The 25,486-nt window shown below is 62.2% G+C and carries 25 protein-coding genes; 14 read left to right on the top strand and 11 right to left on the bottom strand.

Annotation, left to right across the window (positions count from 1 at the left end; genetic code table 11):
- The first annotated feature begins 19 nt into the window (after positions 1 to 19).
- The gene (locus AC0L2X_RS26915) at positions 20 to 328 is read left to right on the top strand and encodes a hypothetical protein (protein WP_352491751.1); all 309 of its coding nucleotides are present in this window, start codon (positions 20 to 22) and stop codon (positions 326 to 328) included.
- Between the two features lie 282 nt (positions 329 to 610).
- Here the strand turns inward: AC0L2X_RS26915 and AC0L2X_RS26910 are convergent, their stop codons facing one another.
- Positions 611 to 1,681 (bottom strand): LacI family transcriptional regulator, encoded by a 1,071-nt coding sequence (locus tag AC0L2X_RS26910; protein ID WP_473600658.1) that lies wholly within the window; start codon positions 1,679 to 1,681, stop codon positions 611 to 613.
- A gap of 395 nt (positions 1,682 to 2,076) precedes the next feature.
- Here AC0L2X_RS26910 and AC0L2X_RS26905 point away from each other — a divergent pair, with 395 nt between their 5' ends.
- From AC0L2X_RS26905 to AC0L2X_RS26870, 8 genes are all read left to right on the top strand, one after another.
- Positions 2,077 to 3,315, top strand: coding sequence for an ABC transporter substrate-binding protein (locus tag AC0L2X_RS26905; protein WP_292663281.1), 1,239 nt, complete (start codon positions 2,077 to 2,079; stop codon positions 3,313 to 3,315).
- Between the two features lie 107 nt (positions 3,316 to 3,422).
- Complete coding sequence (locus AC0L2X_RS26900) at positions 3,423 to 4,316, top strand: carbohydrate ABC transporter permease (RefSeq protein WP_352495504.1); 894 nt, start codon at positions 3,423 to 3,425, stop codon at positions 4,314 to 4,316.
- Positions 4,309 to 5,244 (top strand): carbohydrate ABC transporter permease, encoded by a 936-nt coding sequence (locus AC0L2X_RS26895; RefSeq protein ID WP_254816777.1) that lies wholly within the window; start codon positions 4,309 to 4,311, stop codon positions 5,242 to 5,244. Before AC0L2X_RS26900 ends, AC0L2X_RS26895 begins: the two co-directional genes overlap by 8 nt.
- Positions 5,244 to 6,380, top strand: coding sequence for an ABC transporter ATP-binding protein (locus AC0L2X_RS26890; RefSeq protein ID WP_473600657.1), 1,137 nt, complete (start codon positions 5,244 to 5,246; stop codon positions 6,378 to 6,380). Before AC0L2X_RS26895 ends, AC0L2X_RS26890 begins: the two co-directional genes overlap by 1 nt.
- A 106-nt stretch (positions 6,381 to 6,486) precedes the next feature.
- Positions 6,487 to 7,233, top strand: coding sequence for a sugar phosphate isomerase/epimerase family protein (locus AC0L2X_RS26885; RefSeq protein ID WP_292664725.1), 747 nt, complete (start codon positions 6,487 to 6,489; stop codon positions 7,231 to 7,233).
- Positions 7,234 to 7,245: 12 nt separating this feature from the next.
- Positions 7,246 to 8,394 (top strand): Gfo/Idh/MocA family protein, encoded by a 1,149-nt coding sequence (locus AC0L2X_RS26880; RefSeq protein WP_473600656.1) that lies wholly within the window; start codon positions 7,246 to 7,248, stop codon positions 8,392 to 8,394.
- Between the two features lie 129 nt (positions 8,395 to 8,523).
- Positions 8,524 to 9,570 (top strand): L-glyceraldehyde 3-phosphate reductase, encoded by a 1,047-nt coding sequence (gene mgrA / locus AC0L2X_RS26875; protein WP_473600655.1) that lies wholly within the window; start codon positions 8,524 to 8,526, stop codon positions 9,568 to 9,570.
- A 117-nt stretch (positions 9,571 to 9,687) separates the two neighbouring features.
- The gene (locus tag AC0L2X_RS26870) at positions 9,688 to 10,380 is read left to right on the top strand and encodes a molybdate ABC transporter substrate-binding protein (RefSeq protein ID WP_473600654.1); all 693 of its coding nucleotides are present in this window, start codon (positions 9,688 to 9,690) and stop codon (positions 10,378 to 10,380) included.
- A gap of 55 nt (positions 10,381 to 10,435) precedes the next feature.
- Here the strand turns inward: AC0L2X_RS26870 and AC0L2X_RS26865 are convergent, their stop codons facing one another.
- A complete protein-coding gene (locus tag AC0L2X_RS26865; RefSeq protein WP_473600653.1) occupies positions 10,436 to 10,762 on the bottom strand; it encodes a DUF2934 domain-containing protein in 327 nt (108 codons plus the stop codon).
- A 180-nt stretch (positions 10,763 to 10,942) separates the two neighbouring features.
- Here AC0L2X_RS26865 and AC0L2X_RS26860 point away from each other — a divergent pair, with 180 nt between their 5' ends.
- Positions 10,943 to 11,293, top strand: coding sequence for a hypothetical protein (locus AC0L2X_RS26860; RefSeq protein ID WP_473600652.1), 351 nt, complete (start codon positions 10,943 to 10,945; stop codon positions 11,291 to 11,293).
- A gap of 198 nt (positions 11,294 to 11,491) precedes the next feature.
- Here the strand turns inward: AC0L2X_RS26860 and AC0L2X_RS26855 are convergent, their stop codons facing one another.
- The 3 genes from AC0L2X_RS26855 to AC0L2X_RS26845 all read right to left on the bottom strand — a co-directional run bounded on the left by AC0L2X_RS26855 (position 11,492) and on the right by AC0L2X_RS26845 (position 13,314).
- Positions 11,492 to 11,791 carry a hypothetical protein gene (locus tag AC0L2X_RS26855; RefSeq protein WP_473600679.1) on the bottom strand — a complete coding sequence of 100 codons (300 nt, stop codon included), beginning with the start codon at positions 11,789 to 11,791 and terminating at the stop codon, positions 11,492 to 11,494.
- Positions 11,792 to 11,853: 62 nt separating this feature from the next.
- Positions 11,854 to 12,120: a type II toxin-antitoxin system ParD family antitoxin gene (locus AC0L2X_RS26850; RefSeq protein WP_473560452.1), complete on the bottom strand. Its 267-nt coding sequence runs from the start codon at positions 12,118 to 12,120 to the stop codon at positions 11,854 to 11,856.
- A 102-nt stretch (positions 12,121 to 12,222) separates the two neighbouring features.
- Positions 12,223 to 13,314: a S1 family serine peptidase gene (locus AC0L2X_RS26845; protein WP_473600651.1), complete on the bottom strand. Its 1,092-nt coding sequence runs from the start codon at positions 13,312 to 13,314 to the stop codon at positions 12,223 to 12,225.
- A gap of 390 nt (positions 13,315 to 13,704) precedes the next feature.
- On the opposite strand from AC0L2X_RS26845, the gene AC0L2X_RS26840 reads away from it, so the two are divergent.
- Positions 13,705 to 14,787, top strand: coding sequence for a trypsin-like serine peptidase (locus AC0L2X_RS26840; RefSeq protein ID WP_473600650.1), 1,083 nt, complete (start codon positions 13,705 to 13,707; stop codon positions 14,785 to 14,787).
- A gap of 84 nt (positions 14,788 to 14,871) precedes the next feature.
- On the opposite strand, the gene AC0L2X_RS26835 is transcribed toward AC0L2X_RS26840, so the two are convergent.
- The 3 genes from AC0L2X_RS26835 to AC0L2X_RS26825 all read right to left on the bottom strand — a co-directional run bounded on the left by AC0L2X_RS26835 (position 14,872) and on the right by AC0L2X_RS26825 (position 18,256).
- Positions 14,872 to 15,576 (bottom strand): DUF4760 domain-containing protein, encoded by a 705-nt coding sequence (locus AC0L2X_RS26835; protein ID WP_473560447.1) that lies wholly within the window; start codon positions 15,574 to 15,576, stop codon positions 14,872 to 14,874.
- Entirely contained in the window at positions 15,573 to 15,953 is a 381-nt protein-coding gene (locus AC0L2X_RS26830; RefSeq protein WP_473560445.1) for a hypothetical protein, read from the bottom strand. Before AC0L2X_RS26830 ends, AC0L2X_RS26835 begins: the two co-directional genes overlap by 4 nt.
- Before the next feature lie 101 nt (positions 15,954 to 16,054).
- Complete coding sequence (locus tag AC0L2X_RS26825) at positions 16,055 to 18,256, bottom strand: caspase family protein (protein WP_473600649.1); 2,202 nt, start codon at positions 18,254 to 18,256, stop codon at positions 16,055 to 16,057.
- A 211-nt stretch (positions 18,257 to 18,467) separates the two neighbouring features.
- On the opposite strand from AC0L2X_RS26825, the gene AC0L2X_RS26820 reads away from it, so the two are divergent.
- Complete coding sequence (locus tag AC0L2X_RS26820) at positions 18,468 to 18,872, top strand: Fur family transcriptional regulator (protein ID WP_023675234.1); 405 nt, start codon at positions 18,468 to 18,470, stop codon at positions 18,870 to 18,872.
- 141 nt (positions 18,873 to 19,013) lie between these two features.
- Here AC0L2X_RS26820 and AC0L2X_RS26815 read toward each other — a convergent pair whose 3' ends face one another.
- The 3 genes from AC0L2X_RS26815 to polA form a co-directional block, all read right to left on the bottom strand.
- Positions 19,014 to 19,466: a hypothetical protein gene (locus tag AC0L2X_RS26815; RefSeq protein WP_473600648.1), complete on the bottom strand. Its 453-nt coding sequence runs from the start codon at positions 19,464 to 19,466 to the stop codon at positions 19,014 to 19,016.
- 29 nt (positions 19,467 to 19,495) lie between these two features.
- Positions 19,496 to 19,726: a hypothetical protein gene (locus AC0L2X_RS26810; protein ID WP_473600647.1), complete on the bottom strand. Its 231-nt coding sequence runs from the start codon at positions 19,724 to 19,726 to the stop codon at positions 19,496 to 19,498.
- A 66-nt stretch (positions 19,727 to 19,792) separates the two neighbouring features.
- A complete protein-coding gene (gene polA / locus AC0L2X_RS26805) occupies positions 19,793 to 22,741 on the bottom strand; it encodes a DNA polymerase I (protein ID WP_473600646.1) in 2,949 nt (982 codons plus the stop codon).
- A 441-nt stretch (positions 22,742 to 23,182) separates the two neighbouring features.
- Here polA and AC0L2X_RS26800 point away from each other — a divergent pair, with 441 nt between their 5' ends.
- Positions 23,183 to 24,568 (top strand): M20/M25/M40 family metallo-hydrolase, encoded by a 1,386-nt coding sequence (locus AC0L2X_RS26800; protein ID WP_473600645.1) that lies wholly within the window; start codon positions 23,183 to 23,185, stop codon positions 24,566 to 24,568.
- A gap of 103 nt (positions 24,569 to 24,671) precedes the next feature.
- Positions 24,672 to 25,292, top strand: a complete 621-nt coding sequence (locus tag AC0L2X_RS26795; protein WP_023675237.1) for a ribonuclease D — start codon at positions 24,672 to 24,674, stop codon at positions 25,290 to 25,292.
- Positions 25,293 to 25,486: the final 194 nt, after the last annotated feature.

Raw genomic sequence — 25,486 nt, 5'->3', positions numbered from 1 at the left:
GGATGAAAGGGAGGACGACATGAATCGCACCAAGCTCATCATCGCTCTGGCTCTTTTCCTGACAGTGTCAACGGCTGCGAAAGCAGATCCTCAATCTCTAAATGCAACCGCGCATATAATTTCTCTTGTATTTGTCGATGGCCGCTTCGATGAACGCCGAGAACAAAAATCTTTCGACACGATCAAAATCTGCTTCGCATGGAAGCACCAGGGGGAATTTCTTCCGCCGCAACCGGGTTCTTTTGCTTCTTCCACGTTCTGTGAGCTGACTAACTTTGATCCTACTCCAACGGCTAGTATCTCCCAAGTTGCTCAGGAGGGTCAGTGAGGGTGATCCTCGATCGCCCCTCGACAGCTTCATCTCGCATGCGACCGACCACGGTCCGTATATTGAAGACTTGCAGTCTTAACCTGCAGGTCCGCTCTCGGCGCCAAGGCTGACTGTCAGCAACGGGCCGCCAAATCGACCGTTCACCTACGACCCCTTGCCGCGTGAAAGCCGACATCCCTGTTGAGGACGTTAGGCGTTCCGGAACTACGGCAAGAGATCCGTCACAGCGCGCCCACTTCCGTCCATTGCCATAGGGAAGACAGTTAGATGGAGCCCAGTTCAATCTGAACGTATCCCGCTCTGGTCGGGGCGGCGATAGGCCTGGACTTCGCCCGGTTCGCTCAGGCTTTGCAGGGTGCCGGGTGCGGCGCCGCCGATCCAGCCCAGCACCGAGCGGGCGAGTTCGGCGCCGGCCAGCCGGAAGTTCTCGTTGACGACCAGCAATTCGCTGCGAAACAGGTGCAGAAGCTCCGACGATTGTTTGGATACCACATCGACATCGCGGCCGAGCTTGAGGCCGGCGTCTTCGATGCCGGCGACGATGGCGAGCGTCGCGGCGGCGGCGCTGCTGATGAAACCGTCCGGCCTGACATCGCGGCGCATCAGCTGCGCCGTCCGCATTCTGATCTGCTCGATCGAATGATCGATCGAAACGGTGTTGAACGGGATCTCGCTGGCGCCGACCTCGCTCAGCGCATCGGCAAAGCCGGCGAGCGTGTGGCCGTGATAGGTCAGCTCGACCGGCGGCGCCAGCAGCGCCAGGCGGCGGCGGCCGAGGCCGGCCAGATGGCGCACTGCTTCGGCTGCGAAAGCGTAATTGTCGAAATCATGATAGGGATGGATCAGCCCCATATCGGTGCGGCCATGCGTGGCAAAGGGGATGCCGCGCTCCAGCATATAGCGGGCCCTCGGATCGTTCGGCTGCGTGCGCGAAATGATGACGCCGTCGGCTGAACCGGTTTCCACGAGGTAGCGGATCGGGTCGAGCGGATCCTGCGAGCGCGAGTAGGGCGTCACGATCAAATGATAGGGCGTGTCGGCAATGACTTCGGAAACGCCGTAGATGATATCCGAGACAAAGCTCATGATCTCGTGCTCGGTGTTGAGCACCAGGCTGATGACATTGGTCTTGCCGGTGCGCAGGCGTACGCCGGCACGGTTGGGCCGATAACCGATCTGCTTGGCGACAAGCTGGACACGCCGCCTGGTCTCGGCGCCGATCTCGGGCGCGTCCTTCAGCGCACGCGACACGGTGGTGACGCCCAGCCCGGTCATGAAGGCGAGCGTCTTCAGTGTCGGCCGGCCCTGGCCCGACGCTTCGTCGGCCTTCTCTTTTTGATGCCTGTTCATTCATCCCGCCCCGTCAGGCGCATACCAGTTGCCGGACAGGCCGGCAATCGGCCGGCCGCGGGTTCGCCGCGGGCCTTCACCGAATGAGACCGCTATATACTGAAACGTTACAGATTGTCACGACCATCGCCATATCACTGGTGACAGGCGCAAAACGAGTGGTGCTGCAATAGGCGCGCAAAACCGTGATTGAAACGGGCTTTTCCGGTTTTTTGGCGTCGCAGCATTCCATTTTGCAGTGCAACCCCTCTTGTTGCGGTGCGGTAGTCCGGCGAGCCGAGCGATTTTATTCGTGCTTCGAAAAAACTTGATGCCACCTTCGCCTGAGGGGTTGCGCGCCTCAAGCAATTGCCGTATCGAAAATCTGTAACGTTTCAGATTCTGGGAGGAACGAAATGCGATACCAACTCATGACTGCTGCGCTGGCTGCGACGGTCGCGCTGCAATTCGCCGGCCCGGCGGCCGCGACGGATCTGGAAGTCACCCATTGGTGGACCTCCGGCGGCGAGGCGGCAGCGGTCGCCGAACTCGCCAAGGCTTTCGACGCAACCGGCAATCATTGGGTGGACGGCGCTATCGCCGGTTCCGGCGGCACGGCGCGGCCGATCATGATCAGCCGCATCACCGGCGGCGACCCGATGGGCGCGACCCAGTTCAATCACGGCCGCCAGGCGGAAGAATTGGTGCAGGCCGGGCTGATGCGCGACCTCACCGATCTCGCCACCAAGGAAAAGTGGACGGAAATCGTGCAGCCGAAGAGCCTGCTCGACGGCTGTACCCTCGACGGCAAGATCTATTGCGTGCCGGTCAATATCCACTCCTGGCAGTGGCTGTGGCTGTCGAACGCAGCTTTCGAAAAAGCCGGCGTGCCGGTGCCGAAGAACTGGAATGAATATGTCGCTGCGGCGCCCGCGCTGGAAAAAGCAGGCATCCAGCCGCTCGCGGTCGGCGGCCAGCCTTGGCAAGCCTCCGGCGCTTTCGACGTGCTGCTTGCGGCGGTCGGCGGCACCGACGCCTTCCTCAAGGTCTACAAGGACAAGGACGCGGAATTCGCCGCCGGGCCTGAAGTGGCCAAGGTCTTCAAGGCCGCGGACGACGCCCGCAAGATGGCCAAGAACACCAATGTGCAGGACTGGAACCAGGCCACCAACCTGGTCATCACCGGCAAGGCCGGCGGCCAGATCATGGGTGATTGGGCGCAGGGCGAGTTCCAGGTTGCCGGTCAGGTCGCCGGCAAGGACTATACTTGCCTTCCGGGCCTCGGTCTCAACGAGATGATCGCCACCGGCGGCGACGCTTTCTACTTCCCGCTGCTGAAGGATCCTGAAAAATCGAAGGCGCAGGAAGTGCTGGCCCACACGCTGCTCGATCCCAAGACGCAGGTCGCCTTCAATCTCAAGAAAGGTTCGCTGCCGGTGCGCGGCGACGTCGACCTCAAGGCGGCGAACGACTGCATGAAGAAGGGCCTCGAAATCCTCGCCAAGGGCAATGTCATGCCTTGGACCGACCAGCTGCTTTCGCAGGATACGCAGAAGCAGAAGGAGGATCTGTTCTCCGAGTTCTTCGCCAAGCAGGACATGACCGTGGAAGATGCGCAGAAGCGCTTCGCCGCCATTGTCGGTTCGGCCGATTGAGCGATCGACCAACCGCCTCACTCCCGACCCTGCGAGCGCAGGGTCGGGAGCTCGGGTCAAGGCCTCTTGACCCTCCGGCCCTTACCCGATCCAGCGCGGCTGTGCAGATGAGCAAGAGCGAACGCCCCAGCCAACTCTTTCGCAACCTCAATGCGAAAATCGCCTCGATCCCAATGATCTTCACCGCGCTGGTGATCTTTGTCGGCGGCACCGTCTGGACGGTGCTGTATTCCTTCACCAATTCCAAGCTGCTGCCGCGGCTGCACTTCGTCGGGATCGACCAGTATTACCGGCTGTGGGCGACGCCGCGCTGGCTGATCTCGATCGAGAACCTGCTGATCTACGGCGTGCTGTCGTTGGTGTTCTCGCTGGTAATCGGTTTCCTGCTTGCTGCCCTGCTCGACCAGAAGATCCGGTTCGAGGACACGTTCCGGACCATTTTCCTCTATCCCTTCGCCCTGTCCTTCATCGTCACCGGTCTCGTCTGGCAGTGGCTGCTCAACCCCGAATTCGGTGTCCAGGCAGTGGTGCGCAGCCTCGGCTGGACGAGCTTCAGCTTCAATCCGCTCTACGATTCCAGCATCGTCATCTACGGCATATTGATCGCCGCTCTCTGGCAAGGCACCGGGCTCATCATGTGCCTGATGCTTGCCGGCCTGCGCGGCATCGACGAGGATATCTGGAAGGCCGCGCGGGTCGACGGGATACCGACGTGGAAGACCTATCTGTTCATCATCATACCGATGATGCGGCCCGTCTTCATCACCACGCTCGTCATCGTCGCCTCCAACATCGTTCGCGTCTACGACCTTGTCGTCGCCCAGACCAGCGGCGGGCCCGGCATCGCCTCCGAAGTTCCGGCCAAATATGTCTATGATTACATGTTCTTCGCCCAGAACCTCGGCCAGGGGTTCGCCGCCTCGACGATGATGCTGCTGTCGGTGATCATCGTCATCGTGCCGTGGGCCTATCTCGAGTTCGGAGGCAAGAAGCGTGTCTGACCAAGCCGTTTCATCGCCTGCCATTGCCGGCGCCGGCGGCCTCGAAGCCTACGGGCCGAGCGGACCGAAGCCGCGCCACACATTCTCGCGCCGTAACATCTTCCTCTACGGCACACTGATCGTGGTGGCGCTCTACTATCTTTTGCCGCTCTACGTGATGGTGGTGACATCGCTCAAAGGCATGCCCGAGATACGCCTCGGCAACATCTTCTCGCCGCCGATGGAAATCACCTTCGAGCCGTGGGTCAAGGCCTGGTCGAGCGCCTGCACCGGGCTCAACTGCGACGGGCTGTCGCGTGGCTTCTGGAATTCGGTGCGCATCACCATCCCGTCGGTGATCCTGTCGATCGCGCTCGCCTCGGTGAACGGCTATGCGCTTGCCAACTGGCGCTTCAAAGGCGCCGACACTTTCTTTATCATCCTGATCGTCGGCGCCTTCATCCCCTATCAGGTGATGATCTATCCGATCGTCATCATCCTGCGCGAGGTCGGCCTTTACGGCAGCCTCAGCGGCCTGGTGATCGTCCATTCCATCTTCGGCATGCCGATCCTCACACTGTTGTTCCGCAACTATTTTACCTCCATGCCGGAGGAGCTGTTCCGGGCAGCGCGTGTCGATGGCGCCGGCTTCTGGGGCATTTATTTCCGCATCATGCTGCCGATGTCGCTGCCGATCTTCGTCGTCGCCATCATCCTGCAGGTGACCGGCATCTGGAACGACTTCCTGTTCGGCGTCGTCTACACCCGCCCCGACACCTATCCGATGACGGTGCAGCTCAACAACATCGTCAACTCGGTGCAAGGCGTGAAGGAATACAACGTCAACATGGCAGCCACCATCCTGACCGGCCTGGTGCCGCTGATCGTCTATTTCCTGTCCGGAAAATTGTTTGTGCGCGGCATCGCCGCCGGCGCGGTGAAAGGGTGATGGCGATGAACGCAAACGGCAGCATTGCGGTAAACGGCAGCAAGGGGGCAAACGGCACCAGCGTCTCGATCCAGAACCTGTCGCTGAATTTCGGTGCGATATCGGTGCTGCAGACGCTCAACCTCGATGTCGCGGAAGGCGAGTTCATCGTGCTGCTCGGCCCGTCCGGCTGCGGCAAGTCGACCCTGCTCAACTGCATTGCCGGGCTGCTCGACGTTTCCGAAGGCCGCATCTTCATCAAGGGCAAGAACGTCACCTGGGAAGAGCCCAAGGATCGCGGCATCGGCATGGTGTTCCAATCCTATGCGCTCTATCCGCAGATGACGGTGGAGAAGAACCTGTCGTTTGGGCTGCGCGTTGCCGGCCTCGCCAAGGACGAGATCGCCAAGCGCATCGCCCGGGCCGCCGAGATCCTGCAGATCGAACCGCTCTTGCACCGCAAGCCGGCGGCTCTGTCCGGCGGCCAGCGCCAGCGCGTGGCGATCGGGCGCGCACTTGTCCGCGACGTCGATGTCTTTCTGTTCGACGAACCGCTCTCCAACCTCGACGCCAAGCTGCGCGCGGAATTGCGCGTCGAAATCAAGCTGCTGCATCGCAAGCTCGAGAACACCATGATCTACGTCACCCACGACCAGATCGAGGCGATGACGCTGGCCGACCGCATCGCGGTGATGAAGGGCGGCGTCATCCAGCAGCTCGATGCGCCGCAGACAATCTATAACCGGCCGGTCAACCGGTTTGTCGCCGGCTTCCTCGGCTCGCCGGCAATGAACTTCCTCGACGGCAGGCTGGAGCAGGCGGCAGGCGACTGGCACTTTGTCGCCGAGGATGTGCGGATACCGCTTGCTACCTATACTTTCGAAAAGGACCCGGTGCCGGGGCCGGCCGTGTTCGGAATCCGCCCCGAGCACGTGGCGTTCAACAGCGGCACGGGATGGCCGTTCGCAGCCACGGCAAGTGTCGAGGTCGTCGAGCCCATGGGTTCCGACACGCTGGTCTGGCTGAAGCTCGGCGGCCAGAATTTCACGGTGCGGGTGACAGCCGAGCGCACGCCAAACAACGCCGAGGCCGTTGGCATCGGCTTCGACCCGATGCGCGCCTCGATTTTCGACGCCGCCACAGGTAACCGCCTCTAGAGCATGATTTAGCCTCCCAAGACTCTTCCATTCCCCCCAAGACTCATCCCCCAAGACTTACTCATCCCCCCAAAACTAACCATCCACAAGAAAACGGACAGAGACGATGAACTGGTCATTCCAACTTTACAGCGCCCGCAATTTCCAGCCCTGGGAGGGCGTGCTCAAAATGCTGGGCGAGCTTGGTTACAGCCAAGTCGAAGGGTTCGGCGGCGTCTATGACGATCCCAAGGCGTTCCGTGCCGAGCTCGACAAGAACGGCCTTGCCATGCCGACCGGGCATTTCTCGATCGACGCGCTCGAGAAGGATTTCGACGGCGTGCGCAGGACGGCCGACGCGCTCGGCATCACGCTGCTCATCTGCCCCTTCCTGAACGCCGAGTTCAGGCCGGCCGACGCGGCCGGCTGGCGCGGCTTCGGCGAACGCCTGGCCAAGGTCGGCGAGACGGCCAAGAAAGCCGGCTATGGTTTTGCCTGGCACAACCATGATTTCGAGTTCAAGGCGCTTGCCGACGGCTCGGTGCCGCAGGATCATATCCTGTCTTCCGCGCCCGATATCGGCTGGGAGATGGACGTCGCCTGGGTGGTGCGCGGCGGCGTCGATCCGCTGCCCTGGATCGAGAAGCACGGCAAGCGCATCGTCGCCGTCCATGTCAAGGACTTGGCCAAGCCGGGCGAGGGCCTCGACGAGGACGGCTGGTCGGACGTCGGCCACGGCACTATCGACTGGCCCGGCCTGATCAAGGCGCTGCGCGCCAAAAGCGCCGCAAAATACTACGTCATGGAACAGGACAATCCCAACGACATCGAGCGCTTCGCCCGCCGCTCGATCGCAGCCGCCAAGACCTATTAGGAGCACACTAGCATGGCAACAAAACTTGGGATCGGCGTCATCGGCTGCGGCAACATCTCGAAGGCGTATTTCTCACTGGCGCCGCTGTTTCGCGGCATCGAGATGCGCGCCTGCGCCGACATCAACATGGAAGCGGCGAAAGCGCGGGCAAAAGAGTTCAAGCTGCGCGCGGAGACCGTCGAGGGGCTGCTCAAGGCCGACGATATCGACATCATCGTCAACCTGACCATTCCGGCGGTGCATTATGAGGTGTCGAAGCAGATCCTCGACGCCGGCAAGCACGTCTATTCGGAGAAGCCCTTCGTGCTGTCGGTCAAGGAAGGGCTCGACCTGAAGAAACGGGCGGAAAACAAGGGGCTGCGCATCGGCTCTGCCCCCGACACCTTCCTCGGCGGCGCGCACCAGCTTGTCCGCGACCTGATCGACACCGGCAGGCTCGGCAGGATCACCAGCGGCACCTGTCATGTGATGAGCCATGGCATGGAGCACTGGCACCCCAATCCGGACTTCTTCTTCCAGCCGGGCGCCGGGCCGGTGCTCGATATCGGACCCTATTACATCACCAACCTGATCCAGTTGATCGGGCCGGTAAAGCAGGTCGCGGCTTTTGCTTCGATCCCGATGACGGAACGCATCATCAGCTCGAAGCCGCGCGCCGGCGAAAAGATCCCGGTCTCCACGCCAACGACGATCCATGGCGTGCTGGAATTCGAGAACGGCGCCGTGGTGACGCTCAACACCAGCTGGGATGTCTGGAGCCACGGCCACGCGCCGATGGAGCTCTATGGCGAGGCAGGCACGGTGTTCGTGCCGGATCCGAACTTCTTCGGTGGCGAGGTGCGCTACACCGAAGCCGCCAAGCCGGTAAAGAAGCTGCCGAAATGGCGGCATCCGTTCGGCGTGCCCAACGAGATGCATTCGCATGGCATGATGGCCAACTACCGCACCGCCGGTTTGGCCGACATGGCGATCGCGATCAGGGAAGGCCGGCCGCACCGCTGCTCGATGGAACTGGCGCTGCATGCCGTCGACGTCATGACCGGCCTGTTGCGCTCGGGCGAGACGGGAAAGTTCGTCGCCATGCAGACCAGCTGCGAGCGGCCCGCGGCACTCGGCGTCAAGGCGGCGAAGGAGCTGCTGGCGAAGAAGAAAACCAAGTAGGCGGCGCACCTCCCAAGCACCGCAAAAAGCCTCTCCCCGTTTGCGCGGGGAGAGGCTAAGGGTGGCAGGCTCGACTGCCCCACTGTCGCGGCGGCAGCCGTCGGGCTCGTTTCGATTTGAGGATTTCCCATGCCCTATGTTCCCGCCGAAAACCGCTACGAAAAGATGGTCTACAATCGCTGCGGGCGGTCCGGCCTGAAGCTGCCGGCGATCTCGCTCGGGCTGTGGCACAATTTCGGCGACGACACGCCGCATAGAACCAAGCAGGCGATCACGCGCAAGGCGTTCGATCTCGGCATCACGCATTTCGACCTCGCCAACAATTACGGCCCGCCGCCCGGCTCGGCGGAGCGGGCTTTCGGCGAGATCCTGCGGACGGACTTTGCCGGCTATCGCGACGAGCTCATCATCTCGACCAAGGCCGGCTACGAAATGTGGGCAGGACCTTACGGCGAATGGGGCGGCCGCAAATATGTCCTGGCCAGCCTCGACCAGAGCCTGAAGCGGATGGGGCTCGACTATGTCGACATCTTCTATTCGCACCGCTTCGACCCCGACACCCCGCTGGAAGAGACGATGGGCGCGCTCGATCACGCGGTGCGCTCGGGCAAGGCGCTCTATGCCGGCATTTCCTCCTATAATTCGCAGCGTACCCGCGAAGCCGCCGATATTTTGAAGCAGCTCGGCACGCCTTGCGTGATCCATCAGCCGAGCTATTCGATGCTCAACCGCTGGGTCGAGGATGATGGTCTGCTCGATACGCTGGAGGGGCTTGGCGTCGGCTCGATCGTGTTCTCGCCGCTGGCGCAAGGCATGCTGACCGACAAATATCTCGGCGGCATCCCCGATGGCAGCCGCGCCAGCCAGGGCAAGTCGCTTCGCCCGGCATTCATCAATGACAAATCGATCGCCAATATCGAGGCGCTGAACGTCATCGCCCGTCGCCGCGGTCAGACGCTGGCGCAGATGGCGCTGGCCTGGGTGTTGCGCCGGGGCAGGGTGACGTCAGCGCTGATCGGCGCCAGCCGGCCGGAACAGGTCGTGGATTGCGTCGGCGCGCTTGAGGCGCTCGACTTCAGCGATGCCGAGCTCGCCGAGATCGACACCTTTGCCCGCGAGTCGGACATCAACCTCTGGGCGGCATCGGCCGAACGCAAGGGGCCGCCACGGAAGTAGGCGACTCCGGCATCCGGTCGCCAAACAGCGACGGCTTCCGCGATGCTGAGCATGGAATGGCCGGGCAGCTGGATGGGTATTGCAAGAAGGTCGTTTCGTCCGATTCGGGGTTAGGCGATGAATCAGGAAATCCGGCTTTTTGGCGCTATTGCGGTCCGCCCCGCCATCCTAGCTCTCGTACCCCAGTTCGAAACCGCCACGGGATTCACTGTTGCGGTCAGGTGGGAGCTCAATCCGACAGTAAAGAAGCAGATTGAAGCTGGGGAAGCTTTTGACCTCGTCATCGCCAATCCGGACCTGGTTCAGGATCTGACTGCCTCGGGAAAGGTCAAGGCGGGGAGCCAGGTGGCGTTTGGCCGGATAGCAATGGGGGTGGCGGCCAAGGCAGGCAATCGACCGCTCGACATCGGGTCCGTGGAAGCATTCGAACAGGCATTGAAGAGCGCCAAATCGATCGCCTACGCCAGCGAAGGAACCAGCGGTGGCTACTTCTCCGGTTTGCTGGAACGCTTGGGGATAGCGGATGAGGTGAAGCACAAGCTGGTGGCTATACCGGGAGGGCAGACAGCGCCGGCCGTGGGCCGTGGGGAAGCCGAGTTGGGGGTCGTTCCCGTGACTTCGATTCTCGCGGCCGCTCCCGAGGTCGTGCTTATCGGTCGGTTTCCTGCAGAACTCCAAAGTTACGTCGACTTCGCCATTGGCATCAGCGCCGATTCGACGGACGCAGAAGCGGCCAACCAGCTGTCGGCATTTCTGATGTCGGCAGCCGTTGATGACATGCTGGCGGCAAGGGGTGTCGAGCGCCGCTAAGAGCGTGCGATGAAGTACGCCGGAGCTACGCTGGAAATCCCTTCTCAAACACGCTCTAACTTTCGGCTGCCTTGAGGTTCCGCGCGGCTTCCTCGAGCGTCGCCCTGTCGTTGCCAAGCCTGTCGATCAGCTCTTGCGCCTGATCACCGGTTATCCCGGTGCGCATCGCCAGTGCCTCGACCGTCAGAACGTCGGAACTGGCGATCGTTCCAGCCGGACCGTGCCTGGCCGCGTCATCATCAGCCTGGCCGGTCGTCTCATCGTAGCCAAGCTCTTGCTTCGCCTGCTGCCAATGACGCTCGTGCGCGCCATCCGGACGGCCCTCGCGCATCCAGATTTCATAGGCTCGTTGCCGAATCTTTTCATGCCGATCGTAGTCCATGACGGTTCCTCCCTTGTGGCGTTTTCACCAACGCGGGGAGCGCCGGAACGATCCTATGTTCAAGCCGATTTTGCAGGCAAAGCCGCGCTTCCAACGAACAAACACCGGACAGAGTCGTTTTGCCGAGGAACCTGCACAGCGGGCACGCCGTTGATCCTCACCTGAGCAAAGGAGATTGCCATGGCCGACGAACCAAACGAATCCGCAGCACCCAAGATGACTCAACGTGAAGCTCAGGAAGCCCTGGAGAAGCAGGTCGCGCAGCTGAGGCGCGAGATCAGCAAGATCAATCGGACCTTAGCCGAACGCGCGGAAGAGGCGATCGAAGACGCCGGCGGCTGGTATGACAACGCTGCTGAGCGCGCCTCCCGGACTGCACAAGCCCTCCGCAACAGGGCGCAGACGGTGTCCGGGGTGGTCCAGGAGAATCCCGGCACAATATCGTCCGCGTTCATATTCGGAGCGGCAGTAGGGGCGCTTCTGGGCCTCACCTTGGCCGCCACAGACCAGCGCCGCGATCGCTGGTTCTAGTCCCGATCTAAAACGCGCTGCGTTTGCCGACAAAGTTTTTGACCAAGACGGCGGGATTACTCCAGTCCAGAAGGTGGAAGATCATCTGATGGGACCGACCGTCCTCGGTTATTGGCAACTGGCTCGTCTGGCCTGACCACTATAGATGATCGGGAACCCGGACCACTGGATGGCTCGTCGCGGTCGGGTGCCTCCGGGCTACCTGTCTTGGCTCTTCTTGAGAGCTCTGATCACCCTGTGCCGTGGTTCCATACGCTCATGAAGCACTCGAACGACAATGACGCCGATCGTATCGTCCGTAAGCCGATGCTTCATGTAATAAAGGCAATGTGCGGCACCTCCGCGCCTTCCCGCAGCGATCTCGAGGTGCAGCAGTCGAACGCCCGCAGCGAGTTCGGCGCGCTCGACGGAACCTGGTCGATCCGGATCTTCCGCGACTAGCTGGATACCAAGCTCGATGATGCGGGCGTAGGCCTGGACTTGTCGGGGACCGAACATCTGCATCGTATTTCGCAAGATGTCCCTGACATCGCGCTCCGCGGGTTCGGTAAGCTCGTATCTCATCTCCTGGGCGATTCGAGCATCACCTCATCGAGAATGTCACTGACGCTTTTCTTCGAGACGCGTCCTGCGTTGGCGGCTTCCACCCCAATAGTGATTTCGCGCCGAAGGATGGCGAGTTTCTCCGCCTGCTGGGCCTTTTCGTGCCGCAGCAAGCGCAGCGCTTCTCTGACCACTTCGCTCGAGGAACCGTATCCGCCTTGAGAGACTTCATGCTCCACGAATTCGATCATATCGCCCGGAAGGCTTACGTTCATCGTTGCCATGTCGTTTCCTCTATCTCAGGGCCTCACTCGATAAATGATAGTTTGGCAAACTTTGTCAATGCAACGATTTCCGAATTGGGGAACGACGATACCTTAAACTTGCTAAGGCGTGGCCGGCTTCTGGGCCGTGCCGAGGGCTTTGGATGCTGCGGGTACGGGCGCTGCCGTTTTCATCTTTTCCTCGATCCAGCCGGTGTAATTGGCCAGCCGCGTGTAGATGCCGTAGGCGTTCTTGTGGCCGCAGGCGGTGCCGCCGTCGGCCGGACCTTCGCCCCAGCTGACGACGCCGACCTGCACCGGACCATCGGCGCCGGTCATGAACAGCGGTCCGCCGCTGTCGCCATTGCAGGCGTCGCGCTCGCCGCTGGCCGTGCCGGCGCAGATCATGTTGCCGGTCAACGGATCGGCCATGTCAGCAGCAATCGCGTTGGCGGCCGCCTCGATGCCCCGTTCCGAATAACGCATGCGGCGGGCGAGCTCGCCGAGCGCTGCTTTCAAATCATGCGCATAAATCGCCTTGATGCCGCTGTTGCAGGTTGCGTTCGGCTGGAGGTCCAGGTCGGCGACCATCAGCGCGGTGGGAAATGTTCCGTCCTGCATCTTGCCCCAGCCGGTGACCGTCGTCTTGCCGGCGTCGGGGGTCGGCTCACGGGCAATTTTGATGGTCGGGTCATCGGCCGGCTCGGCCAGCCGGATCAGGCCGAGATCGTTGTCCAGCGTCTGCTCGCTATAGCCCTCGTTGACGATGATCTCCACCGCCTTGTAGCGCTTGCCCTCGCTGAGATCGGTGGCGCCGGTGAGCACGGTGACCACATCAGGCGAAATCGGCTCGCCGTCGTCATTGAGGCAGTGCGCCGCCGTCAGCACCCATTGCGGCGCGATCAGGCTGCCGCCGCAGAACTGCGCATTCGCCTGCGAGGCCGGGCTTTTGTCCAGTTTGCCGGTGGTCAGCAATGCCACCTGGAACGGGTAAGCGCCCTTCTCGGCCTCTTTGCCGCCGTAGACGCGATCGGCGCCGTCGGGGTCCTCCGCCCTGGCCTTGGCCCTCGCCTCGGCCACGCGTTTCATCGGCGAGATCGCCGCCTCCGGCCGGGCGGCCGCGTCCGTAGCATGAACGGAATTGACGGCCGGCACGGCCGCCGCGATGCCGAGCAGCGCGGCGGCAATCGGTCTGAACCTATGGATGATCTTCACCTCGAACCCCCTGAGACGATGTTCCGACAGGTCAGTCGCCGACGCATGATCCACTGAAATGGAACCGGCCGGTGAGATCCTGCTCCACGGCGAAGCACGATCCGTCACAAAGCCGAGCACCATTTCTGCCAGTCGTGCTGTCGAGCCAAACCCGCCCAAAATCCTATAGCCCCCCACGGGCTATGTGGAAGCAATTTGTCGTTGCCAATGTTGGATTATTTTAGGCAGTATACCGTTGCAGGTATTTTTGGCGGGGACCTAAACTGGCTGCACTGAATAATGGCCCGGTAAAGGCACCGGTAACCAATTTCATTTTTCTGCGCCACCACGATCTCGACAATATTTCTGTATCTTGATCCAGTCCTTGCTGACTTTTGGGAGAGTCTCACCATGACAAAACTGACATATAGCATTATTGCGTCCGCGTTGCTTTCCACCGCAATGTGGGCGGTTCCTGCCTTGGCTGCCGATCCAGGTTCCGCCAATGCCGGCAACGGCGAAAGCATGCGGGACGTAACGTCGGGCGATTACAAGCCCGGCCGGGCGAAACCGATCGCCCCGCCGAAACTGACCAACGACGAGGCCAACCGCGCCGCGCCGCTCACCGACGAAGCAACGGCCGTCAAATCCTATGGCATCGTCGGCCGCTCCGCCGATGGCAAGGACATCAAGATCGACCCGAACGAGACGCTGAAGGACCTTGTCATCAAGGAAATGAACGCGCCCGCCGACGGGCAGAAGTCCGATAATTCCGGGCTGAACGGAGGCGAAGAGGCCGGCCGCCAGGTGTTCGGCACGGACGACCGCGAGCAGATCAAGAATACCAAGACCTACCCGTTCACCGCGATCGGCTATCTCGAAGGCAAATCGAAGAGCGGCAGTTATGGCAGCTGCTCGGCGACACTGATCGGCCCGCGCACGGTGCTCACCGCGGCGCACTGCCTCTACAGCCACGAAGACAAGGCCTGGCTCGACGATATCCTGTTCGTGCCGGCCCTCAATGGCAAAACCGCCGACGACGCACCGTTCGGCGCCTTCACCTATGAAAGCGCCTATGTCATCCAGGGTTTCATCGACAATTACCAGGGCTTTTACGGCTCGGTCGTGCCGTGGGATCTCGGTATCGTCACCCTGAAACAGGATGTCGGCACCAATCTCGGCTGGTTGGGCTATGCCAATTACGTGGATCTCGGCGATTTCACCGCCAACATCATCGGCTATCCCGGCGACAAGCCGATGGGCACGATGTGGAAGGCGACCTGCGAAGTGCATGCCGAAAACATCGCCACCGAGTATTTCCAGTACGACTGCGACACTTTTCCAGGATCGAGCGGCAGCTCGGTCTATGCCTATGACAATGGCTCCAAGCAGCGCGTCATCACCGGCGTGAACGTGGCCGAGAGCCCGGATGCCAATACCGCCGTGCGCCTGAACGCCATCAACGTCCAGTGGATCAACAGCCTGTACAAATAGGCCTGCAGAGTTCCCGCCGCGATCATCGCGGAGAATTAGCCGGCGGCGGAGCATTTCCCTCGCCGGCTTTCGCATTTTGGGGGACTATCTGGACTGGGCCGAGGCTGGCGCCTGGCGCACATAGTTCTCGATCGGCAGGGCGAAGGTCGGCGAGCCGGCCTTGCGCTCCTTGTCGATATAGCCGGCAAAATAGCTCCAGAACGAAGCGGCGTAGTCGCGGAAATAGGAGTCGGCGACCTCGCGCGAGCACAGCCTGCCTTCGACGCAGAAGGAAAGGCGGTTGAGAAAATAGACGATGCGGTCGAAATTATCGCTGAACTCGGCAAGCGGCATGTCGCCGCCAGTAGCGCTCATCGCTTCGATGCCGATGCGCTGTCTGAACACCTGTTCCTCGGTTGGCGTCGGATTGGCACTGAGCAGATTGCCGTATTTGGCGTTGAGCGCCGCCAGGCGTTGCTTGAGGGCCCGTTGTGCCTGCTGGTAATCCTTGCTTTCCCAGAGCTCGACCAGCGACATCGTCTGTTCGACGCGCTTCTGCTCCTGGTTTGCCAGGAACTGGTAGACCGAAAAGATCAAGGTGAAAATGATCGCCAGGCGTACCAGCAATCCGGACCAGGCATAGACGAGCATGCGCCAGTCGCGATCGGTGAACGGGTTCGCCTCCTTCTTGACCTCGTGATTGCTCACCCACGGCAGGCCTTCGACAGTTTCCGGCAGGGACACCGGCTTCTTTTCCAATGTCGGCGCTGACACTGCCTGCTGCGTTGCGCTGCCCCCTGCTTTCGTCATCCGCAGCTGTCCAGTTCTATGGTGGCGGACGGGTCGAGCACGATGCCCGGCGTCTCCAGCTTCTTCTTCAGGCAATCCAGCTGCGTGCGCGAAACGATGAACTGCACGTCAGGCGCCACCTGCGCCTTGCCTGGCGACGGCAACGCTTCGACCACGCCGCGTGAGGTACAGCTGCTGAGATCGACGACGACGGCGGTGTTGCCGGTTTTGGCGATCTGGTCGTACTGGTCGAGAAAGCAACTCGCCAGTTCGGAGTTGATGACGACCTCCTTGGCGCAGAGGCCGCAGGCCTCGTCGGCCGAGGCATTGCCGGCCAGCAACAGCCCGGCGGCAAGGCCGGCGATTGTTGCGCGCCACGAAAATACGATCCCGTTCACGAACGCCCTCATCCGTTCCGTTCGGCCGCCGACAGCGGCGGTCGAAGAATGTTCATTATCAGCCGATCAGGCAAGAGGCCCGGCCGGGCGCCGACCCCGCCTCAGGCGCGCGGCACCGTCTCCATCGGGAAGATCATCACGGCGCCCTTCGACCCCTTGTCGTCGGTAAGCCGCATGGCCGACCGCGTCGCCGGCGCCATGCCGATATCGGCCAGCATATCGGAGAAACTTGGCTGTCCCAGTCCGCGCGTTACCGAGACAACCCCCTCTTGCGCCAGGAAGCCCAGGTCCTGCTTCTCGCTCTGCGGCGGCGCTTCGGTCAAGACGGCGATCATCCGCTCCATGCCGAAGCTGGTATCGGTGAATTTGAACAGGCCTTCCTCGAGCACGGCGCCTTCGGTCAGGCGCTCGGCAAGAAAATGCTGGATGGAATAGTCGGAGCCGACATAGAGCACGTTGATGTCGACCAGGTTGGTCGAGCTGTTCGTGGCCAGCACGTGCACCTGATCGTCGGGCGAAACACGCGGCACCGTCGACGGTTCGATCGGCTGCAGCGTGTCACTGTCAAAACGCTTGATCCGGAACTCGACACTGACTTCTTCCGGCCGATAATCGGAAGCAGCGGCCAGCCTCGACAGGCCGATGGCGCGGAAGATTTTCGTCAGAGTCCCTGCCGCGGCGTCGATCAACTTTTCGCGGCCATCCGGATGAATGACGATCATCGGCGGCTTGCTGCCGTCCTTGAGAGTCATGTCGCCCGAAGCCGGCAGGAACCACAGGGCCGGCGCGTCGGTGGCATCTTCCGTGGCGCCGGCAATGGCGTTCTCGCGCAGCACTGCGAGACGCAGATCTGCGCTCTTGCCCGGCTCGACCAGCGCGATGTGGAATCCTGAGTTCTGCCTGGCCGCCAGTTCGTCGAGAACCGAGTTCGCCAGCGCGGCCTCCTTCTCCAAGCCTTTGGCCGCCGCCGGCCGCGCGACCACGAGCTTGTAGTCGACGGCGAGTTCGGCGAGCCGGGCATAGGCATTGGCGGGGATGTCGGCCAGCTTGAGCGCCGGTTTACCGCCGAACTCGACCGGCTGGACGCGGCTTTCCAGGTTCTTCGCCGACTGCACCTGGAGATAGCCAAGCGCCTCGGACAGCGGCGACAGCGCCGACGGCAATATTGCGAGCCTGCTGCCTGGAGTGAGGCGATGCAGCAGTCCGGCGCCGATCGTGGCTTTGTCGCTCTCGATGATGATCGGCCATTGCATGACCGCGTCGGTCTTGTCGGTGCCGAAGACGCGTGCGTCGAGTTCTCCCTCGAACAGCGGCGTTGGCCGGGTGCGGCCGTCCGCCGAATATTGCTGCAGCACCGCCTGGCCGAGCTGGCGGTAAGTGATGTTGGGGTTCTCGGCCAGTTTCGACAGGATGGTGAAGGTGAACAGCCCGAAACGCGGCGCATCCGCCGTGCCCTTGGGCAGCGGCATCTCGGGCGTCGTCTCGACCGTCTGCGCCGCGTAGAAGGCGACCAATTTACCCTTGGTGGTCGGCTCGGCGCCGGTCGGCGTCAGCTTGAAAGCCGGCTTGCGCTGCCCGTCCTCGTCAAAGCCGCGCGGCGCGGCCGACGCAATCCCGTCATAGGCTTTCACCGCAGCCGCCCTGGCAGCGTCGTCGCCCCCGACCAGATCGGCGAACTCGACCTTGCGTTCCAGCTCGTCGTCGACCTCGGCGGCGCGCGTCGCCGTGCCGGAATGGCAGCAGTCGAACACGGCCCAGATAAAGGCGCCCTTGTCGCGAATGGCGTCGAGCGCGGTGCCGAACTCGTTGTCGACCAGCGCATTGGGCACGCCCTGTTCGCGGTTCACCCATTTGTCGATGTCGGACGGCAAGAAAATCTCGTCGAGGCCGTCGGTCTCGTCGCCCTTGTTCGCCGCCGGCTGTTGCGCGCCATGACCGGACAGATGCAGGTAGACGAAATCGTCGCGCTGGACCTTGGCGGCAAGGTCGGCCAACGCCGCCTTGATCGCCGCATGTGTCGGCGGTCCGTTGGCGCCTTCGACATCCTTGGCGAGCAGCGTGACGTTTTCGGCTGAAAACTTCACCGGCGCGGGCGTGTTCTTCAGGAGGTAATCGCGCACCAGGCCGGCATCGTTCTTCGGTCCGATCAGCCAGTTTTTCTTCGGCAGGTTCGGGTAATCGGTGCAGGCAACAAGCAGCGCATGGTAGGTGCGCGCCGCTGCGAATGCCCGAAACGGCACCAGGCCGGCAGCGGCCAGCGCGGACGTGCCGGCAAGCAGCGTCCGCCGCGTCACTTTGATCATGATTGCTTCCCCAAGCCCGATCGAATTTCCAAGCACGGCCAGCCTGGCCGAGGATTTTGTCAGTATTTTGAATATGGCGCCGCCGGCCAGCCGACCACCGGCTGCGAATAGAAACAGTAGCAAAAATGGCAGTTCGTCGCTATCTCAATGGAAGAGGTCCGATTGCATGCGAACTGGCAGTGATTGGCATGGAGCGGCTTGGAACGGGATCATGGCGGCAAGGGATGTACTGACGAAGAACCAGCTTTGCGTTCTCGAGAAGCTCGAGGCCGCCAGCGGGCCGCTCAGCGCCTATACGTTGCTCGACCAACTGCGCGAGCGCGGTTTTCGCGCTCCGTTGCAGGTCTACCGGGCGCTCGACACGCTGGTGAAGTCCGGCTTCGTGCACAGGCTCGAAAGCCTCAATTCCTTCGTCGCCTGCGCCGAGCCGCACGACCACAGCCATTCGATGACGGCGTTTGCCATCTGCGACACCTGCGGCCAGGTGACCGAGTTCTCCGACCACGATGTCGGACACCGGCTCGACGAATGGGTGCGTTCGACCGGCTTCGCCGCCAAGAAGGCGGTGATCGAGTTTCGTGGGACATGTGCAAAGTGTTTGGCCGAGGCGGCTTAGCAAGCCCGAAGGCAACACTTCGAAGGTGGCGAGGCAGTATTCACGCCTCGCGGGTGGGCTCACGATGGTTCCTATGCTTTGGCGATAGCCTCCATGAGGCGGAAGCCGCCAGTCGACAAACGACCCGTTGCAGACATTCGGCTATGAAAGTGCAGTCCAAACTACCCTCTCAAGATCGGGAGAGTAGCGCGCGATGATAGCCTCTTGATCATTTTCCTGCGTGAGAATTATCTGCTTCCCAGTAGCGTCACCGAGCAATCGCATAAAGCGGTCAAGGTGCTCAACCTCGGTTTTTCCAGTGACTTGCCTTGGATCGAAGTCGAACTCAATTTCGTCAGCGCTGAAGAAGTGACATGCAAGCTGAATTGGCCCGACGTAAAAAGACAGTAAGCTGCCTGTTTCGCTTTCCAGGGCCGCTTCGACGCCCAATGGCATCGACTCGATCTTGCCGGAGACACTGAAATCAGGAGGCGGGGTCCATTCGAGGAGGATGTTCCAGACGCCCTGCCAATCTGCCTCAGACGTGTTCAGAATGTAGATGTCTCGCCATGAGCCGTCCCAAGCGAAATCCGATGCTATCTGTTCCCAATTCATGCATGAACCATTCTCGTAAATCGGGACCTTCATAGCCCGCGGCGAGTGTCGGACGCGCGAACGGTATCCTCATCTACGAAAGTGCCGCGATCGGCCTCTGCTAGCCCCGCTGTGACCGCGCTGCGCTCTGATTCCGACGTCGCATACACGCCGGTCTGCCGCGCCTCGATGACGCGGGCATAGTCGGCAAGCTCCTCCTGGTCTTCGCGAGGCCAAGCTTCCGCGTGCCTTACCAGATTCTCAAGTGCCTTGGTGATCATGCGGGCATTATAGCATACCGCTGCTGCTCGTGAACCTTGAACCGAAATATGGCTCAGCGTCCCCGCCTAATGCGCTTCTTCCCAGTTGTTGGCGGCGCGGGCGTCGACGTGCAGCGGCACCGACATCGATACCGCCGGCATGGCGGCGTTCTCCATGACGTGGCAGACGACCGGGATCGTCGCCTCGACCTCGGCTTCGACGGTCTCGAAAACCAGTTCGTCATGCACCTGCAGCAGCATGCGGGCGGAAAGCCTGGCCTTTTCCAGCGCCTCGTCCATGCGGATCATGGCGCGGCGGATGATGTCGGCGGCGGTGCCCTGCAGGCGTGCGTTGATCGAGGCGCGCTCGTTGAACGCCCGGACCGAGGGGTTTGACGAGCGTATCTCGGGATAGTGGATGCGGCGGCCGAAAATGGTCTCGACGAAGCCATGCTCGCGGGCATAGGCCTTGGTCGCGTCGATATAGTCGCGGATGCCGGGGAAGCGCTCGAAATATTTCTTGATGTAGTCGCCGGCTTCCTCGCGCGCAATCGACAGCTGGTTGGCGAGGCCAAAGGCCGAAATGCCGTAGATGATGCCGAAATTGATCGCCTTGGCACGGCGGCGCACTTCCGAAGGCATGCCCTCGACCGGCACGTTGAACATTTCAGACGCGGTGATGGCGTGGATGTCGGCACCGTCGGCGAAGGCCTGCTTGAGCTGCGGGATTTCGGCGACGTGGGCCAGCACGCGCAATTCGATCTGGCTGTAGTCGGCGGATACCAGCTTGTTGCCCTTGTCGGCGATGAAGGCCGTCCTGATCTTTCGGCCCTCGACGGTGCGCACCGGAATGTTCTGCAGATTGGGGTCCGACGACGACAGCCGGCCGGTCGTCGTTGCGGCAAGCGCGTAGGAGGTGTGGACGCGTTTGGTGTCGGGATGGATGAAGCCGGGCAGCGCATCGGTATAGGTCGATTTCAGCTTGGTCAGCTGGCGCCAGTCGACGATCTTGCGCGGCAATTCGTGGCCTTCGGCGGCGAGGTCTTCGAGAAGCTGCGCCGAGGTCGACCACTGGCCGGTCTTGGTTTTAGAACCGCCGGGCAGGCCCATCCTGCCGAACAGGATGTCGCCGAGCTGTTTTGGCGAGCCGATGTTGATGCGTTCGCCGACCAGCTGGTAGATCTCGTCCTCGAGCCGTGCGGCACCCTGTGCCAGTTCGCCGGAGAGCCGCGACAGGATCTGCCGGTCGACCGAGATGCCGCGCTGTTCCATCCGCGCCAGTACCGGCACCAGCGGCCGTTCCAGCCGTTCATAGACCGAGACCAGGCCCTTGGCGGCAAGCCGTGGCTTCAGCACCTGCCAGAGCCTGAGCGCGACGTCGGCGTGCTCGGCGCCGTAAGCGGTCGCCTTGCCGAGGTCGGCCTGATCGAGGCCGACGAAGCTTCTTCCCGAACCGGCCAGTTCCTTCAGCGGAATCGTCGCGTGGCCGAGCCATTTATCGGCCAGCGCCTCCAGGCCATGGCCACCATGGGTGCCGGCCTCGAGCACGTAGGAGATCAGCATGGTGTCGTCATAGGGTCCGATCTCGATACCGTGACGGCTCATGACGACAAGGCGGTATTTCATATCGTGCACGATCTTGAGGACGGATTTGTCCTCGAGCAGCGGCTTGAGCAACGCCAGTGCGTCGCGGATCGGGATCTGGTTTTCGACCGCGCCGCCGCCGAGCAGGTCGCCATTGCCGTTCTTATGGGCAAGCGGCACATAGGCGGCATGGCCGGGCGCGACGGCCATGGCAAGGCCGATCAGTTCGGCCCGCATCGGATCGGGCGAGGAGGCCTTAACGTCGAAGGCGACGATGCCTCTCTCCATCGCCTCGGCGATCCAGGCCTTCAGCGTCGCGGCGTCGCGGATGCAGGTGTAGGCGCTGGTGTCGATCTTGCGGGCGGTGGCAGCCTCCAGGCGAAGCGCCGAAAGCAGCGATGGGGTGTCGCCTTGCTTGGCTGCGGCCGGGGCTTCGAGTGCCGCTTCGTCCGACGGCGGTGCGCTCTCGGCGGCAGCTGGCACGCCAAAACCCATATCGGGGCCATGCGCGGTATCGGCACGCTCTATCGTGACGGGGGTGGCTGGAACGTCGCCCGCGTCGGTTCCGGTCGCTTCGGCGACGCGGCGGGTCAGCGTCGAAAATTCCATGGTCTTGAGAAAGCCGATCAGCCTAGGGCCGTCCGGCGCGTGCAATACGAACTCGTCGAGCCCCTCGGTCACCGGCACGTCGTTCTTCAGCGTCACCAGGTCACGTGAGATGCGCGCCTTGTCGGCGTTGGCGATGATCGATTCGCGCCGCTTGTCCTGCTTGATCTCGCCGGCGCGGGCGAGCAGCGTGTCGAGGTCGCCGAACTGTTCGAGCAATTGCGCCGCCGTCTTCGGCCCGATGCCGGGCACGCCCGGCACATTGTCGACCGAATCGCCGGTCAGCGCCTGCAGGTCGATCATTTTCTGCGGCGGCACGCCCCATTTCTCGATCACCTCGGGAACGCCGATCTGGCGGTCCTTCATCGGGTCGTACATGGCAACCGTTGGGCCGACCAGTTGCATCAGATCCTTGTCGGAAGAGATGATGGTGGTGTCGGCGCCGGCTTCGCAGGCAAGCCGGCAATAGGTGGCGATCAAATCGTCGGCTTCGTAGCCTTCCGTCTCAAGGCACGGCAGGTTGAAGGCTCTGGTCGCCTGGCGGATCAGGCCGAATTGCGGGATCAAATCTTCCGGCGGCGCCGAGCGGTTGGCCTTGTATTCGGGGTAGAGGTCGTTGCGGAAGGTCTTCGACGAATAATCGAAAATCACGGCGAAATGCGTCGGCACGATGCCGACATCGGTGTTGCGGGCGTCCTGCGTCAGCTTCCAGACCATGTTGCAGAAGCCGAGCACGGCACTGGTCGGCAGCCCGTCGGACTTGCGCGACAGTGGCGGGAGCGCGTGATAGGCACGGAAGATGTAGCCGGAACCGTCGACAAGGAAGAGATGATCGCCTTTTTTCATGGCACGAGGGATAGCGCGGCGCAGCGCCGCGGTCCATGCCAAAGGCGGCTTGCGCCAAGCGTTCCGGCAACACCCTGACAAATGGCGTGCGAGCCTGGCCGCCCATTGCGGCTTGCTCGGAGCTTTGTTCGCTCACGCCTATGTTACAAAAGTGTAATTTTTGTGCCCTTGAATCGCCACGTTCGCAGACACAGATAAACGCCATCGGCAGTTTTCGCCGAAGTCCGGAGCAAGGCCCGTCCCCCGCCTATCCCGGACACTTGCGGCAGCCTATCCCCCCTCTCCGGGCTGCCGCATCGTTTCGAGTAAGGCCGCCGTGGTTCCCCTCCACCACGGCGGCATTTTTTTGCCTTTCGACAGGAAGCTGTGGCCCAACGGTCGCGGGCTTTCCGTTTCGCCGCATGGGCTCTAGATTCGCCGCCAGAATCGAAAGGCCCCCAGATGTCCGCAGTTTCCCCTGTTCTCGACCGCCTCGACAAGAACTTCGACCAGAGCCTGGAACGCCTGTTCGGCCTGCTCGCCATCAAGTCGATCTCGACCGATCCGGACTACGCCGCCGACTGCCGCAAGGCCGCCGAATGGCTGGTCGCCGAGCTCAAGCTGATCGGCTTCGACGCCAGCGTGCGCGACACGCCGGGGCATCCGATGGTGGTCGCGCATCACGATGGGCCGGCGGGCGCGCCGCATCTGTTGTTTTACGGCCATTACGACGTCCAGCCGGTCGATCCGATCGAATTGTGGGAAAGCGACCCGTTCGCGCCGGCGGTCAAGGAGATCGAGCCCGGCCATAAGGTGATCACCGGTCGCGGCGCGGCCGACGACAAGGGTCAGCTGATGACGTTCGTCGAGGCCTGCCGCGCATGGAAGCAGGTGCATGGCGGATTGCCGTGCCGCATCACGATCCTGTTCGAGGGCGAGGAGGAGTCCGGATCGCCGTCGCTGAAGCCGTTTCTCGAAGCGAATGCTGACGAGCTCAAGGCCGATTTCGCGCTGGTCTGCGACACCGGCATGTGGGACCGCGATACGCCGTCGATCTGCGTGTCGCTGCGCGGGCTGGTCGGCGAGGAGATCACGGTGACGGCCGCCGACCGCGACCTGCATTCCGGGCTCTATGGCGGTGCGGCCGCCAATCCGATCCGCATCCTGGCAAAAATCCTGGCCGACATCCACGACGCGGATAGCCACGTCACCATTCCGGGTTTCTATGACGGCGTCGAGGAAACCCCGTCGCAGATATTGCAGTCGTGGCTGTCGCTCGGCGAGACCGCCGAGACCTTCCTCGGCCCGATCGGCCTGTCGATCCCGTCCGGCGAAAAGGGCCGCTCGGTGCTCGAACTGACCTGGGCGCGGCCGACGGCCGAGTTCAACGGCATTATCGGCGGCTATACCGGCAAGGGCTTCAAGACGGTGATCGCAGCACAAGCCTCGACGAAAGTCTCCTTCCGCCTCGTTCACAAACAGGATCCGGAAAAAATCCGCGCCGCCTTCCATGCATTCGTCAGGCAGCGCGTTCCGGCCGACTGCTCGGTCGAATTCCACCCGCATGGCGGCTCGCCGGCAATCCAGCTTTCCTACGACTCGCCCTTCCTCGCCAAGGCCAAGCAGGCGCTGTCCGACGAATGGCCGAAGCCGGCGGTGGTGACCGGCAGCGGCGGCTCGATCCCGGTGGTCGGCGATTTCCAGACGTATCTCGGCATGGAATCGCTGCTGGTCGGTTTCGGCCTCGACGACGACCGCATCCACTCGCCGAACGAGAAGTACGAGATGAGCTCCTTCCACAAGGGCCAGCGCTCCTGGGCGCGCATTCTCGAGGCCCTGACACGCTGAAATTGCGCCAGACTCAAGTTTTTGTTGATTTTTCGCCGGATCGCGGCAAGGACGGGCAAGGTCCGTCGCGCAGCGCTGCACGGGGCCGCGACCGGAGAAGACGATGAGCGACATACGTTTCCACAAGAACGATCTGCCCGGCCTGCTGCATTACGATGTCGGGGCGGTCGCCATCGATACCGAGACGCTGGGGCTGAACCCGCATCGCGACAGGCTCTGCGTCGTGCAGATCTCGCCGGGCGACGGCTCGGCCGACGTCATCCAGATCGCGCCCGGCCAGAAGAAGGCGCCGAACCTCGTCAGCCTGCTCAAGAACCGCAGCATCACCAAGCTCTTCCATTACGGCCGCTTCGACCTCGCCGTGCTCTACAACGCCTTCGGCGTCATGCCGGAGCCGGTGTTCTGCACCAAGATCGCGTCGCGGCTGACGCGCACCTACACCGACCGGCACGGGCTGAAGGACATCTGCTTCGAGCTTCTCGGCGTCGGCCTGTCGAAGGCGCAGCAATCGTCCGATTGGGCCGCCGAGACGCTGTCGCCCGAGCAGCTCGAATATGCCGCCTCCGACGTGCTCTATTTGCACCGGCTGCGCGACGTGCTGAGCGCGCGGCTGGCGCGCGACAACCGGACCAGGGAGGCCGATGCCTGCTTCCGCTTCCTGCCGACGCGTGCGAAACTCGACCTGATGGGCTGGGATGAGGAGGATATCTTCGCCCACAGCTAATGGCCTTCATGATAATTCTACTCCGGCGGCCATCTGGCGCAGTTTTCTCCGCTTCCGGCCTTCGCCGGCCGAAGCATCCTGAGCGGTCGTGGCAGTTAAGGCTATGGCCTGCGTAGGCCGGTGCTCATATGTGGACGGCCCCCTGCTTGCAAGCATTGGTTCGGATAGTTTGATCGGATCGCTTGCGCTCATAT

Source organism: Mesorhizobium sp. WSM4828, from assembly GCF_055811175.1.
The sequence above is the reverse complement of the archived record's forward strand: the minus strand, read 5'-3'. Positions and strand labels throughout refer to the sequence as shown.

Excerpts from the sequence above, each read along its gene's own strand:
- AC0L2X_RS26850 (WP_473560452.1), bottom strand. The coding sequence starts at position 12,120 with ATGGCAACGATGAACGTAAGCCTTCCGGGCGATATGATCGAATTCGTG.
- polA (WP_473600646.1), bottom strand. The coding sequence starts at position 22,741 with ATGAAAAAAGGCGATCATCTCTTCCTTGTCGACGGTTCCGGCTACATC.
- AC0L2X_RS26890 (WP_473600657.1), top strand. The coding sequence starts at position 5,244 with ATGGCGATGAACGCAAACGGCAGCATTGCGGTAAACGGCAGCAAGGGG.
- AC0L2X_RS26815 (WP_473600648.1), bottom strand. The coding sequence starts at position 19,466 with ATGAATTGGGAACAGATAGCATCGGATTTCGCTTGGGACGGCTCATGG.
- AC0L2X_RS26885 (WP_292664725.1), top strand. The coding sequence starts at position 6,487 with ATGAACTGGTCATTCCAACTTTACAGCGCCCGCAATTTCCAGCCCTGG.
- AC0L2X_RS26905 (WP_292663281.1), top strand. The coding sequence starts at position 2,077 with ATGCGATACCAACTCATGACTGCTGCGCTGGCTGCGACGGTCGCGCTG.
- AC0L2X_RS26910 (WP_473600658.1), bottom strand. The coding sequence starts at position 1,681 with ATGAACAGGCATCAAAAAGAGAAGGCCGACGAAGCGTCGGGCCAGGGC.
- AC0L2X_RS26870 (WP_473600654.1), top strand. The coding sequence starts at position 9,688 with ATGAATCAGGAAATCCGGCTTTTTGGCGCTATTGCGGTCCGCCCCGCC.
- AC0L2X_RS26800 (WP_473600645.1), top strand. The coding sequence starts at position 23,183 with ATGTCCGCAGTTTCCCCTGTTCTCGACCGCCTCGACAAGAACTTCGAC.
- AC0L2X_RS26900 (WP_352495504.1), top strand. The coding sequence starts at position 3,423 with ATGAGCAAGAGCGAACGCCCCAGCCAACTCTTTCGCAACCTCAATGCG.
- AC0L2X_RS26795 (WP_023675237.1), top strand. The coding sequence starts at position 24,672 with ATGAGCGACATACGTTTCCACAAGAACGATCTGCCCGGCCTGCTGCAT.
- AC0L2X_RS26820 (WP_023675234.1), top strand. The coding sequence starts at position 18,468 with ATGGCGGCAAGGGATGTACTGACGAAGAACCAGCTTTGCGTTCTCGAG.
- AC0L2X_RS26810 (WP_473600647.1), bottom strand. The coding sequence starts at position 19,726 with ATGATCACCAAGGCACTTGAGAATCTGGTAAGGCACGCGGAAGCTTGG.
- AC0L2X_RS26825 (WP_473600649.1), bottom strand. The coding sequence starts at position 18,256 with ATGATCAAAGTGACGCGGCGGACGCTGCTTGCCGGCACGTCCGCGCTG.
- AC0L2X_RS26855 (WP_473600679.1), bottom strand. The coding sequence starts at position 11,791 with ATGTTCGGTCCCCGACAAGTCCAGGCCTACGCCCGCATCATCGAGCTT.
- mgrA (WP_473600655.1), top strand. The coding sequence starts at position 8,524 with ATGCCCTATGTTCCCGCCGAAAACCGCTACGAAAAGATGGTCTACAAT.
- AC0L2X_RS26860 (WP_473600652.1), top strand. The coding sequence starts at position 10,943 with ATGGCCGACGAACCAAACGAATCCGCAGCACCCAAGATGACTCAACGT.
- AC0L2X_RS26865 (WP_473600653.1), bottom strand. The coding sequence starts at position 10,762 with ATGGACTACGATCGGCATGAAAAGATTCGGCAACGAGCCTATGAAATC.
- AC0L2X_RS26880 (WP_473600656.1), top strand. The coding sequence starts at position 7,246 with ATGGCAACAAAACTTGGGATCGGCGTCATCGGCTGCGGCAACATCTCG.
- AC0L2X_RS26915 (WP_352491751.1), top strand. The coding sequence starts at position 20 with ATGAATCGCACCAAGCTCATCATCGCTCTGGCTCTTTTCCTGACAGTG.
- AC0L2X_RS26835 (WP_473560447.1), bottom strand. The coding sequence starts at position 15,576 with ATGACGAAAGCAGGGGGCAGCGCAACGCAGCAGGCAGTGTCAGCGCCG.
- AC0L2X_RS26840 (WP_473600650.1), top strand. The coding sequence starts at position 13,705 with ATGACAAAACTGACATATAGCATTATTGCGTCCGCGTTGCTTTCCACC.